This window comes from Streptomyces sp. NPDC090994 (assembly GCF_044768905.1).
GTDB lineage: Bacteria > Actinomycetota > Actinomycetes > Streptomycetales > Streptomycetaceae > Streptomyces.
In genome coordinates this window covers 387,247-398,260 of sequence record NZ_JBIVWS010000005.1, presented here as the reverse complement: position 1 = coordinate 398,260, position 11,014 = coordinate 387,247, and the positions used below count along the sequence as shown (strand labels likewise).

14 protein-coding genes are annotated in these 11,014 nt (G+C 72.4%); 6 read left to right on the top strand and 8 right to left on the bottom strand.

From position 1 onward, the window contains the following. A partial coding sequence (locus ACIQR3_RS14700; RefSeq protein WP_403538333.1) for a proprotein convertase P-domain-containing protein occupies positions 1–435 on the top strand: 435 nt, incomplete at its 5' end. 75 nt (positions 436–510) lie between these two features. On the opposite strand, the gene ACIQR3_RS14695 is transcribed toward ACIQR3_RS14700, so the two are convergent. The 7 genes from ACIQR3_RS14695 to ACIQR3_RS14665 all read right to left on the bottom strand — a co-directional run bounded on the left by ACIQR3_RS14695 (position 511) and on the right by ACIQR3_RS14665 (position 5,578). Further along, positions 511–1,311: a phosphatidate cytidylyltransferase gene (locus ACIQR3_RS14695; RefSeq protein WP_403538461.1), complete on the bottom strand. Its 801-nt coding sequence runs from the start codon at positions 1,309–1,311 to the stop codon at positions 511–513. Continuing rightward, positions 1,311–3,080 carry an aminotransferase class I/II-fold pyridoxal phosphate-dependent enzyme gene (locus ACIQR3_RS14690; protein WP_403538332.1) on the bottom strand — a complete coding sequence of 590 codons (1,770 nt, stop codon included), beginning with the start codon at positions 3,078–3,080 and terminating at the stop codon, positions 1,311–1,313. Before ACIQR3_RS14690 ends, ACIQR3_RS14695 begins: the two co-directional genes overlap by 1 nt. 200 nt (positions 3,081–3,280) lie before the next feature. Next, positions 3,281–3,526, bottom strand: coding sequence for a helix-turn-helix domain-containing protein (locus ACIQR3_RS14685; protein ID WP_403538330.1), 246 nt, complete (start codon positions 3,524–3,526; stop codon positions 3,281–3,283). Beyond that, complete coding sequence (locus tag ACIQR3_RS14680; protein WP_403538328.1) at positions 3,526–4,140, bottom strand: hypothetical protein; 615 nt, start codon at positions 4,138–4,140, stop codon at positions 3,526–3,528. Before ACIQR3_RS14680 ends, ACIQR3_RS14685 begins: the two co-directional genes overlap by 1 nt. A gap of 289 nt (positions 4,141–4,429) precedes the next feature. After that, on the bottom strand, positions 4,430–4,651 hold the full coding sequence (locus tag ACIQR3_RS14675) for a DUF397 domain-containing protein (protein ID WP_403538326.1): 222 nt from the start codon (positions 4,649–4,651) through the stop codon (positions 4,430–4,432). A gap of 118 nt (positions 4,652–4,769) precedes the next feature. After that, positions 4,770–4,904 (bottom strand): DUF397 domain-containing protein, encoded by a 135-nt coding sequence (locus tag ACIQR3_RS14670; protein ID WP_403538459.1) that lies wholly within the window; start codon positions 4,902–4,904, stop codon positions 4,770–4,772. Next, the gene (locus ACIQR3_RS14665; RefSeq protein WP_403538457.1) at positions 4,901–5,578 is read right to left on the bottom strand and encodes a DUF5753 domain-containing protein; all 678 of its coding nucleotides are present in this window, start codon (positions 5,576–5,578) and stop codon (positions 4,901–4,903) included. The genes ACIQR3_RS14670 and ACIQR3_RS14665 overlap by 4 nt, the downstream gene beginning before the upstream one ends. Here ACIQR3_RS14665 and ACIQR3_RS14660 point away from each other — a divergent pair. From ACIQR3_RS14660 to ACIQR3_RS14645, 4 genes are all read left to right on the top strand, one after another. Beyond that, positions 5,561–5,989: an ATP-binding protein gene (locus ACIQR3_RS14660; RefSeq protein WP_403538456.1), complete on the top strand. Its 429-nt coding sequence runs from the start codon at positions 5,561–5,563 to the stop codon at positions 5,987–5,989. The genes ACIQR3_RS14665 and ACIQR3_RS14660 overlap by 18 nt on opposite strands. 95 nt (positions 5,990–6,084) lie before the next feature. Then, positions 6,085–7,440 carry a nitrate/nitrite transporter gene (locus ACIQR3_RS14655; protein WP_403538325.1) on the top strand — a complete coding sequence of 452 codons (1,356 nt, stop codon included), beginning with the start codon at positions 6,085–6,087 and terminating at the stop codon, positions 7,438–7,440. 98 nt (positions 7,441–7,538) lie between these two features. After that, complete coding sequence (locus tag ACIQR3_RS14650; protein ID WP_403538323.1) at positions 7,539–8,693, top strand: uroporphyrinogen-III synthase; 1,155 nt, start codon at positions 7,539–7,541, stop codon at positions 8,691–8,693. A 95-nt stretch (positions 8,694–8,788) separates the two neighbouring features. Then, the gene (locus ACIQR3_RS14645; protein ID WP_403538321.1) at positions 8,789–9,355 is read left to right on the top strand and encodes a CGNR zinc finger domain-containing protein; all 567 of its coding nucleotides are present in this window, start codon (positions 8,789–8,791) and stop codon (positions 9,353–9,355) included. A 153-nt stretch (positions 9,356–9,508) separates the two neighbouring features. Here the strand turns inward: ACIQR3_RS14645 and ACIQR3_RS14640 are convergent, their stop codons facing one another. Next, positions 9,509–10,195, bottom strand: a complete 687-nt coding sequence (locus ACIQR3_RS14640) for an SCO4225 family membrane protein (RefSeq protein WP_403538320.1) — start codon at positions 10,193–10,195, stop codon at positions 9,509–9,511. Between the two features lie 191 nt (positions 10,196–10,386). Here ACIQR3_RS14640 and ACIQR3_RS14635 point away from each other — a divergent pair, with 191 nt between their 5' ends. Further along, a complete protein-coding gene (locus ACIQR3_RS14635; protein ID WP_403538319.1) occupies positions 10,387–10,974 on the top strand; it encodes a sigma-70 family RNA polymerase sigma factor in 588 nt (195 codons plus the stop codon). Positions 10,975–11,014 lie beyond the last annotated feature (40 nt).

Here is an 11,014-nt window from a genome sequence, read left to right as displayed (position 1 = left end):
AGTGCGTCGGTGGCCGAGGGGACGTGGAAGCTGCGGGTCGAGGACCGGTCCGCGGGCGGCACCGGCACTCTGAACAAGTGGTCCCTGACCTTCCCGTCACTGGAGAACCAGACCTCGTACACCGTCCCCGACCCGGGAACGGTCGAGTCGTCGATCACGGTCGAGGGTGTTTCCGGCAAGGCGCCGAAGGCGTTGCGGGTAGGTGTGGATCTCACGCATGAGTGGCTGGGTGAGGTGAAGGTCGATCTGGTGGATCCGGCGGGCACGGTGTACGCGTTGAAGGCGACGAACGGGACGGATCCCGGGGGGACGCTCAGTACGACGTACACGGTGGACGCGAGTGCGTCGGTGGCCGAGGGGACGTGGAAGCTGCGGGTCGAGGACCGGTCCGCGGGCGGCACCGGCACCCTCGACACCTGGTCCTTGACGTTCTGACGCTCTCTGCTCTGCGGCCCCCGGCTGTCATGCGGGGGGCCGCAGCAGCGCGGCGCGGGTGCTGCCGGGGACGGATCAGCTCAGCACCAGCAGCACAGCCAGCGCCATCAGCAGGGAGTCGATCCGGTCCAGCAGACCGCCTGACCCGGGCAGCCAGGAACCGGCGTCCTTCACCCGTGCGCCTCGCTTGACCATGGATTCGAGGAGGTCGCCGGCCGGTCCGCCGACCGCCACCGCGAGCGCCATCGGCCAGCTCAGGGCGGTCAGCGCGGCGAGGGCGACCAGGCCGGCCGCGGCCCCGGCCAGGGTTCCGCTCCAACGCTTGGCCGGGGACAGCGGTGACAACGGCGGACCGCCGAGCCGCCGGCCGGCGAAGTACGCCACGATGTCGGCGACCGAGACCGCGACGAACAGGGCCAGCGCGCCGGCCCCGAGCGGCACCAGGGCGGCCAGCGGACTCAGCCACGCCAGTCCGAGCAGCCCGGCGCCGAGCCGGTGCAGGCCACGGTCGCCGTCACCGGCGAGCAGCGGCACGGCGGCCACCGCGAGGGCCGCCACCGCGGCCACCCGGAGGACCTCCCCGGGCAGCAGCCAGGCGCTCAGCACCACGGCCGACACCCCGGCGGCCAGCACCGCCCGGTCCGCCCGGCCGAGCCGCGTCAGGCCGCCGAACTCCAGCGCGGCGACGACCCCGGCCAGGACGGCGACGACCGCGGCACCCGGCGGGCCCCACCAGAACGCGGCGGTGACCAGGGGCACCCCGGCCGCCCAGGCGCACCACCGGATCAGCAGCTCGCGGCGCCCGGACACCGCCACCGCCACTCCGCTCAGCAGCAGCGCCCCGCCGAGCTGGGGAGCCAGCGAAGCGGCGCTGATCACCGGGCCGGGCCCGCGCCGGACACACCGACGACGGCTGGGACGGCAGCCCCCCGCAGGTCGTGCCAGGCAGCCTGGCACGCGGCCACGATGCGCGCGTTCTCCGAGGTGTCCCGGACCGCGACGCGCACCGTGCGTCCCTGGTACGCCGGCGTCAGCGGGGAGAGGTCGCGGAGGTGGACGCCGTGCCGACGGCACTCCCGCACCAGTTCCGCGGCGCTCGGCCCGCCGGACGGCAGGGTCACGTTGAGGAAGTTCGCCACCCCTTCCTCGACCTCCAGGCTCCCGTCCAGGCCGGCCAGGGCGGAGGCGAGGTCGCGCCGCAGCGTGTGCGTGCGCTGCCAGCAGTCGCTGTAGTGGGCCGGGTCGCGCAGGGCGGCCACCGCGGCCAGTTGGGCCGGGAGACCGACCGCCCAGGGCGGAGTCCACCGGCGCAACTCGCGGGCGGTGGACGGCTCCGCGACCAGGAAGGCGGCCCGCGCGCCGGAGAGCGCGTACATCTTCGACAGTGAGCTGCACACCACGACCCGAGGGTCCGTCGCGGCCACCCCCGCGAGCGACTCACCGAGACCGACGTAGCCCAGGTACGCCTCGTCGATCCACCAGCGGGTCCGGTCCGGTGCGGCGGCGACGGCGGAGTACAGGTCCGCCGCCGGGAGGTAACGTCCCGTCGGATTGTTGGGGTTGACCACCACCACGAGGTCGTAGCGTGCGGACCGGACGGCGGCGGAGAGCCGGTCCACGTCGATCCGCCAGCCGTCCGCGCGCCGCAGCGGGAACCGGTCCACGCGGCAGCCGATCACGCGTTCCGTGACGTGCGCGTACTCGCCGTAGGCCGGGTCCGTCAGGAGCACCCGGCTGTCCGGGGTCAGCCAGCGGCCGAACGCCCGGAAGATCAGGTCCGACGACCCGGCGCCGACCGCGAGCGTCTCGGGGGGCAGCTCCCGGGCGGCGGCGATCTCCGCCACCAGGCCCTCCGCGTCGGCCGGCGGAGACGTGCGCACCGCCCAGTCCAGGTCCTGGGCGAGCGCCGCCCGCACCCCCGGAGCCGGCGGGAACCAGGCGTCCAGCACATCGGCGGCGACCACCTGGGCGCGTCGGTGGAGGCGGCGGAAGTCGGTGCCGATGGCGGTGAACGAGGCGCCGCCGTGTTCGCAGCCGTCCGGCCGGGCGAGGAACGCCATGTCCAGTCGCCAGTCGACCCGCGACGCCAGCCACTGGAGTGTGTGGTGGTGGCGTCGCGTCGTGGCCCGCGTCAACTCGGCCACGTCCGCGGTCAGTACCTCGAAGGACACCGAGCCGCTGCGGACGGTGTGCCCCACCGGGCGCAGTCCGGCGGCCAGGTACATGTCGAGCAGGTCGGTCCGCCCCATGGCCACCACCCGGCGACCGCCCCGGGAGGCGGTCCAGCGCAGCGCCGCGTACATCAGCAGGGGTGCCGCCGCGGTGGCGCGCCAGCGCGGTTCGACGGTGAGGACGCGCACCTCGAACACGGCCTCGTCGTTCAGCAGCGGCAGTTCGTCGCGGCTCAGGTACTTGTCCAGCGAGTACCGGCCCAGCCACGGCGGAGTCAGGCTGACGAAGCCGACACGATCCGCTCCCCGCGCGGCGACCAGGTAGACGTTGTCGCCGTCCAGCCCGTCCTGCAGCCGTCCGCTGGGATCGGGCGCGTGCTGGTTGAGTTCCTCCGCGTACACCCGGTGCCGCAGTTCATGGATCCAGTCGAGATCCTCCGGAGTGGCAACGCGTAACTGCAGCTCACGGGCCATGGGCACCCCTTTTGACGTGGCAGGGGCTTCAGTGTGGGGAACTCGGTCCGTGGGCGACAGCGCTGGACGACCCGGGTCGGTCTGAGTACGCGTACTCAGGACAGCGGTGCTCTGCGGCGATAAGGGCTGACGGTGGCAATGAGCGGAACTCGTTCCGTGCCGGGTAGTGCAGAGCGACGGCGCAGTCACAGGTGGCCCCTTCAGGAGTTGTCGGCGGGTGGTGCGGGGCGGTAGCTGAGGAGGTCTCCGGGTTGGCACCGCAGGACTGCGCAGATCCGGGTGAGGGTGGTGAAGCGGATCGCCTTGGCGCGGCCGTTCTTCAGTACGGACAGATTGACGTTGGTCACGCCGACACGCTGGGCGAGTTCGGTGAGGGTCATGCCGCGCTCGGCCAGCAGCCTGTCGAGGTGCACCTCGATGTCGTGCCCGTCCGCGTCGTCGGCCATCAGACGACTCCTGCGAGGTCCTCGTGCATGTCCGCGCCCGCGCGGGTGATCCGGGCGAAGGTGAGCAGGCCGAGGCCGGTCAGCAGGGCCAGGTAGGGGGCGGACCACATGGTCAGCCAGGCCCCGGCCGTGAGGTCGGCGGTGGTGGAGAGTTCCGCGAGCAGGGCGGCCCCGGCATTCGCCTCGACGAACTCCGCGACCAGGCTCCCGGCCAGCAGCCACCAGCCGAGCACCCGGAGCCGGGACGCGGTACGGGCCGTGTGGACGCCCTCCCGGGCGGCGTCGCGCAGCAGGCGGTGCAGCAGGAAGAGGCCGCTGAGCAGCAGCAGTGTCGAAGGCAGTGCGCTGAGTTCGTCCAGCAGCCGCAGGTAGGTGCTGGGTGCCTCGGCGCAGTAACGGGGTATCGCGTCGACCAGTGCGCCCTTCTCCGGGAAGAAGGCGCCGGCGTCCGTCGAGCCGGTGGTCGAGTTGTCGGTGATGCAGACGATGGTGTCCGTCCAGCCGCCGCGGACGATCCGGAAGACCAGCCCCACGGCGGTGAGGGCGAGGAGCAGACGCAGGGCTATGGACACGATCGTGGCCGTGGGTTCCAGCAGCTTCCGGTCTTCGGACATGATGCGCCGCCTCATCTATCGTTTATCGATGTTATCGAAAAACGATAGGTGTCGTGCGTGTGCGACGCAAGGGCGAGCCGACGGAACGTGCGCACGCGCGGGCGTAGTTGGCCGATGACCGGTGGAGCGGGGTGGGGTGGGGCGGGGTGGAGCTGCGGGTGCCCGGGGGTGTCTCTCCTCTGAACGGTGAACACTTTGGGTCGATGTGTTCACGGTTGGTCTGGCGCATGGGCGGAGCCCCGCCCGTCTGCCCTGGGCGGGGCTCCGTACCGCGTGAGGTGCCGTGCGATCAGACGCCGCCGAACGCCCCGGCACCGACAGCGGCGACGAACGCGGCGAACGACGCCCGGCGGAAGACGAGGGCGGGTCCGTCCGGGGCCTTGCTGTCCCGGACCGGGACGGCGCCGGGGAAGTTGGCGGCGGCCTCCAGGCAGGCTTGCTCACCGCCGCTGTAGGAGGACTTCAACCACTCGGCGCCGGTCGGCTCCTGTGCGGACTGAGGGTGTATCACCTTTGCTCTCCTTCCGTGATCTTCTTGAACGGCCTCTCCAGCGACAAACGGCCTCTCCAGCGACACGTCGAACTGCTGACCCCGGCTGCCTTCCACGCCCCGCCCATCTGCTGGGGTTTCAACGATCGCCGAGCTCCGCGACGCAGACAGCGGCGACGAACGCGGCGAACGACGCTCGGTCGAAGACGAGAGCAGGTCCGTCCGGTGCCTTGCTGTCCCGGACGGGGACGGCGGCGGGGAAGTTGGCGGCTATCTCCAGGCACTGCTGTGCCGCGTCGGAGTACGACGACTTGAACCAGGCGGCTCGGTGGAGATCGAGTGTGGAGCGTGCTTCCTTCGATGGCGTCCTGAGGTCCCTTCCATGATCTTCTTGATGGTCTCCCGGGAGTCGTCCACGGGAAGGGCGGCGGCGACGATCAACTCGAAACACGACTCGAACGCCTTCACGTCGTCGGTGCCCTCCACCAAGTAGCCGCCCCGGAGGTTCTCCAGGTTGATGACGGTAGGCCACGGCATCGGGAACCGGACGACGTGGAAGGGGCCCGCCATTCCGGGGTGGGCCGGGGCGTCCTTCGGCATGACCTGGATGGTCAGATTCGGCAGGTCGGTCATGTCCAGCAAGTGGCGTAGCTGTTCCCGCATCAGAGACGGTTGGGCTGCTGACCTGTAGCCGAGAACGGCCTCGTGGATGACGGCCCACAGCTTGAGGGGGCCGTTCGGGCGTGTGCTGTCGGTGAGGACGGCCTGACGTTTCTTGCGGACTTCCACGAGTGCGGCCACGTCGGCAGGACCGAGGTTCGGTCCGGTCCCGGCGATGATCTCGCGGGCGTACGCGCCGGTCTGAAGGAGACCGGGGATGAGTCCCTGGGCGTAGCCCCGTCCCTCGCCCTGCGCCCGCTGACCGGCAAGGTGCCCGGCTGCACGCAGACCCTCGCCCTCCTCCCCGAGTCCGCCGCCCTCGCCCGGCGCAGTGTCCGGACCACCCTCGCCTGCTGGGGACTGGAGGAGCTGTCCGACAGTGCCGAGGTCGTCGTCAGCGAGCTGGTCACCAACGCCGTGCTGCACGGCCGTCCGGCCGGGGTGACGGCGGAGGAGCCGGGGTGGTGTCGGCTGACGTTGGAGTACCCGGCGGCCGGGGTGGTGCGGGTGACCGTGGCGGACTCCTCGCCCCGTCGGCCGGTACGGCGGACAGCCGCCCCCGGGGACGAGACCGGCCGGGGGCTCACGGTTGTCGAAGGGCTCGCGGCCCGGCTCACCGTACGGCCGGAGCGGAACGGGAAGTCCGTCCGGGCGGAACTGACGCTCCAGGATCTCTCATCCCCGCCCCCCGCAGGGTGAGAGCAACGTTCCCCACCGGTCACCCACAGCCACAGCGCCGAAACGCGGCCTCCCTACCTTCGGAATTCCGAAGCCCGGAGGAGCGTGGAGGCGTCATGGCAGCAGGAGGTCGCTGGATCGAGCACTGGGATCCCGAGGACGAGTCGTTCTGGCAGCGGACCGGCGCGAGGATCGCCAACCGGAATCTGTTCTTCTCCGTGCTCTCCGAGCACATCGGGTTCTCGGTGTGGACCCTGTGGTCCGTGCTCGTCCTCTTCATGGGACCGGAGTACGGGCTCACCCCCGCCGACAAGTTCCTGCTCACGTCCGTGGTGACGCTGGTCGGCGCCGTCGTCCGCGTCCCCTACACCTTCGCCGTCGCGATCTTCGGCGGACGGAACTGGACGATCATCTCGGCCAGTCTGCTGCTGGTGCCGACCGTCGCCGCGTTCGTGGTGATGGAGCCGGGTACGCCCTTCTCGACCTTCCTCCTCGTCGGCCTGCTGGCCGGCATCGGCGGCGGCAACTTCGCCTCCTCCATGACCAACATCAACGCCTTCTTTCCGCTCAGGAAGAAGGGCTGGGCGCTCGGCATGAACGCCGGCGGCGGGAACATCGGGGTGCCGGTCATCCAGCTCGCCTCGCTCGCCATCATCGGGGCCAGTGGAGGGCCGCGGGTCCTGCTCGGGATCTACATCCCGCTGATCGTCGTCGCCGCCGTCCTCTCCGCGCTCTTCATGGACAACATCGCGTCCGTGAAGAACGACACCGGCGCCGCCAAGGACGCCGCCCGCGACCGGCACACCTGGATCATGGCCTTCCTGTACGTGGGGACGTTCGGGTCGTTCATCGGGTACAGCTTCGCCTTCGGGCAGGTGCTGCAGAGCGGGTTCGGGCGGACGCCGCTCCAGGCCGCCTACCTGACCTTCATCGGTCCGCTGCTGGGCTCCCTCATCCGGCCCGTCGGCGGGAAGCTCGCCGACCAGTACGGCGGCGCGAGGATCACGCTGTGGAACTACGTCGCCATGGGCGCCGCCACCGCCGTGCTCATCGTCGCCAGCATGCGGGACTCGCTGGGGCTGTTCGTCACCGCGTTCGTCGTGCTCTTCGTGCTCAGCGGACTCGGGAACGGGTCGACCTTCAAGATGATCCCCGGCATCTTCCAGGCGAAGGCCGAGGCCAAGGGGCTGACGGGGGAGGACGCCGCGTCCTACGGGCGGCGGCTGTCCGGGGCCTCCATGGGGCTGATCGGCGCCGTGGGCGCCCTCGGCGGCGTGGGGATCAACCTCGCCTTCCGGCAGTCCTTCCTCTCCTACGGCTCCGGCACCGGCGCCTTCGTCGCCTTCCTCGCCTTCTACGCCGCCTGCTTCGCGCTCACCTGGTCGGTATACCTTCGCCGTACGGCGGCCGGCGCCCCGGACGCCGCCGCCCGCACGGAGGAGAACGCGCAGCTCAGCTACTCCAACGTGTGACGTAACACCGGTGACATACATCCGAACCGAGCCTGTCACGAGCCGTTGACAGGCTCGGTCGGCACGATGGGCGCAAGTGATCCAAGCGGGACGAGGCCATGGACGACGTACAGCAGCGAACCGACGACCACGGACCCCTGGCCGGCTTCACCGTCGGCGTGACCGCCGCCCGCCGGGCCGACGAGCTGGGGGCCCTGCTCACCCGGCGCGGCGCCGCCGTGCTGCACGCCCCGGCCATCAGGATCGTGCCGCTCGCCGACGACAGTGAGCTGCTCGCGGCCACCAAGGAACTCATCGACCAGGCGCCCGACGTCGTCATCGCCACCACCGCCATCGGGTTCCGGGGCTGGATCGAGGCCGCCGAGGGGTGGGGGCTCGGCGAGGCCCTGCTGGGGCGGCTGCGCACGGTGGAGCTGCTGGCGCGCGGCCCCAAGGTCAAGGGCGCGGTACGGGCCGCCGGGCTGACCGAGGAGTGGTCGCCGTCGTCCGAGTCCATGGCGGAGGTGCTGGACCGGTTGCTGGAGGAGGGCGTCGACGGGCGCCGGGTCGCCGTCCAGCTGCACGGGGAGCCGCTGCCGGGGTTCGTGGAGTCGCTGCGGGCGGGCGGTGCCGAGGTGGTCGGCGTACCGGTGTACCGGTGGATGCCGCCGGAGGACATCGGGCCCGTCGACCGGCTGCTCGACGCCGCCGTCTCCCGCGGTCTGGACGCCGTCACCTTCACCAGCGCGCCCGCCGCCGCGTCCCTGCTCTCCCGCGCCGACGAACGCGGCCTGCTGCCCGAGCTGCTCACCGCCTTCGGCCACGACGTGCTGCCGGCCTGCGTCGGCCCGGTCACCGCGCTGCCGCTCCAGTCCCGCGGCATCGACACCGTCCAGCCGGAGCGGTTCCGGCTCGGGCCCCTGGTGCAGTTGCTGTGCCGGGAACTGCCCGCCCGGGCACGGTCGTTGCCGGTCGCCGGGCACCGGGTGGAGATCCGCGGGCACGCCGTACTGGTGGACGGCGAGCTGAAACCCGTACCGCCCGCCGGGATGTCCCTGCTGCGTACGCTCTCCCGCCGCCCCGGCTGGGTGGTGCCCCGCGCCGAGCTGCTGCGCGCCCTGCCCGGCGCCGGACGCGACGAGCACGCCGTCGAGACGGCGATGGCCCGGCTGCGCACCGCCCTGGGCGCGCCGAAGCTGATCCAGACCGTCGTCAAGCGCGGCTACCGGCTCGCCCTGGACCCGTCGGCGGAGACCAAGTACGGAGACGAGTAGCCACCCCGGGCGGTACGGGGGGTTCCGGCCGTCCGGGCGGGCAGGCACTGTGGGAGGACGGTCCCCAGTCCCAGAGCCCGGGCGGTGACAGGAACATGGCACGCTTCGACACCGGACGACCCTGCCTGGACCTCCTCGCCACCGCCCATCCCGGCGAACGCCTCGACTCCGTCGACACCCTGCGCGCCTGGATCACCGGCTCCGGACTGGTCCCGCCGGGCACCCTCCTCGACCACGCCGACCACGCCTGGCTCACCGGCTTCCGCGACCTGCGCGCCCACACCGCGCGCCTGGTACGCGACCACCTCACCCCCGGCGCGCACCCGCACGCCCGCGCGCTCGCCCGCGTCAACGACCTCGCCCGCACCGCGCCCCCGGCCCCCCGGGCGCTGCCCACGGAAGGCGGCGACCTCGTACGGGAGCTGACCGCGCCGCCCGAGTGCGCGGCGCTGCTCGGCGCCCTCGCCCGGGACGCGGTGGAACTGCTCACCGACCCCGCCGCCCGCGCGTGCCTGCGCCAGTGCGAGGGGGACAACTGCCCGGTGGTCTACCTGGACACGTCCCGGGGCCGCCGCAGGCGCTGGTGCTCCAGCGAGATCTGCGGCAACCGCGAACGCGTCGCCCGCCACCGGCGCCGCGCCGCCGCACCGGCCCGGGCGTGAGCCCCGCGGTGGTGCGCTGTCCGCGGGGCCGCGTGAGCCCGGCGGTGGTGCGCTGTCCGCGGGGCCGCGTGAGCCCCGAGGTGGTGCACTGTCCGCGGCGCCTCGGGGGCGGTCGCGGATCACGCACAGCCCCGCACCCCTGGGGCAGCGCGCTCAGGCCTCCCGAGGGCGCACCGGCGTCCGCGGCAGCCGTACCCGGCGGACCAGCCGGCCCAGCAGGACCGCGTTGAACAGACCGGACAGGGCCACGCCCACGGAGAAGGCGAGCGTCCCGAGCCAGCCGGAGACGGGCGTCACCGCCAGCAGGGCGACGAAACCGAGCGGTGCCGTGGCCAGCGTCGGCCAGACGCCCGCGAACCCCGGGTCCGGCGACAGGTACACGGCGTACAGGAAGAAGCCCAGCGAGGCCGCCACGAGGGCGAGGTAGCCGCGGGCGGGCCAGTTGTCCACCGCGGGCGCCAGCAGGGCGCGCAGCCGGTGCGCGCGGCCGCCGGCCGAGGGCGCCGCCTCCGCCCGGGGCGCCCGTGCGACCGGCGGCCGGTCCTCGACGAGGGCACCCAGCACCGCGGCGTTCACCAAGGCGCACAGCAGCAGCCACAGCAGCCAGAGCCCGACGGCCGGCGTCAGCGCCGCCCCCTCCGCCGCGCTGCCCGGCCCGAAGGGCAGGGCCACCCCCGCGAACGACAGCGGTGCCGTGAGCAGCGTGGGGTCCACGGGCAGGGCGAGGTCCGGGAACAGGAGCGTCAGCAGCAGGGAGACGGCGACGAGGGCCAGGTAGCCCCGGGCGGGCCAGCTGCCCGTGGCGAGCGTGAGGAACCGGCGCAGGCGCGGTGTCGGCATCGTGAAGTCTCCCTGGTCAAACGGTGGTTGAGGTAGGACCAGCCTGGCCCCGCGCGCCCGCCCGGGCATGAGTACCCGTACTCAACACCGGAGACGCCGGTAAATCTGTCCGCCGCCTTTGAACACCCCACCCTCCCCGTCCGTACCGAATGGACGAGCGACCGACTCGGGGGAACCCCCGGACACCGGAGGTGGGCGTGCGCAAGGATCCCGTCGTGGCCAAGGAACGCGGTACGAGGGCCCGACATCGGATGTCCGCCAGGTCCGCCTCGGAACCCGACGAGGACCTGATGCGGGCGCTCTACCGGGAACACGCCGGACCCCTGCTGGCGTACGTGCTGCGGCTGGTCGCGGGGGACCGGCAGCGCGCCGAGGACGTCGTGCAGGAGACGCTCATCCGGGCCTGGAAGAACGCCGGTTCGCTCAACCGGGCGACCGGATCGGTACGCCCCTGGCTGGTGACGGTCGCCCGGCGCATCGTCATCGACGGCCATCGCAGCCGGCAGGCCCGGCCGCAGGAGGTCGATCCGTCGCCGCTGGAGGTCATCCCCGCGGAGGACGAGATCGACAAGGCGCTGTGGCTGATGACGCTGTCGGACGCGCTCGACGACCTGACCCCGGCCCACCGGGAAGTGCTCGTCGAGACGTACTTCAAAGGGCGTACCGTCAATGAGGCGGCCGAGACCCTGGGCATACCCAGCGGCACGGTCCGCTCCCGGGTGTTCTACGCCCTGCGGTCGATGAAGCTGGCACTGGAGGAGCGGGGGGTGACGGCGTGACGAACGGTGTGCACGGGGGATTCGGCGCGGGAGGTTCGGG

Coding starts and splice junctions, on each gene's coding strand:
- ACIQR3_RS14690 (WP_403538332.1), bottom strand. CDS start 3,080: ATGGCCCGTGAGCTGCAGTTACGCGTTGCCACTCCGGAGGATCTCGAC.
- ACIQR3_RS14685 (WP_403538330.1), bottom strand. CDS start 3,526: ATGGCCGACGACGCGGACGGGCACGACATCGAGGTGCACCTCGACAGG.
- ACIQR3_RS14680 (WP_403538328.1), bottom strand. CDS start 4,140: ATGTCCGAAGACCGGAAGCTGCTGGAACCCACGGCCACGATCGTGTCC.
- ACIQR3_RS14655 (WP_403538325.1), top strand. CDS start 6,085: ATGGCAGCAGGAGGTCGCTGGATCGAGCACTGGGATCCCGAGGACGAG.
- ACIQR3_RS14650 (WP_403538323.1), top strand. CDS start 7,539: ATGGACGACGTACAGCAGCGAACCGACGACCACGGACCCCTGGCCGGC.
- ACIQR3_RS14645 (WP_403538321.1), top strand. CDS start 8,789: ATGGCACGCTTCGACACCGGACGACCCTGCCTGGACCTCCTCGCCACC.
- ACIQR3_RS14640 (WP_403538320.1), bottom strand. CDS start 10,195: ATGCCGACACCGCGCCTGCGCCGGTTCCTCACGCTCGCCACGGGCAGC.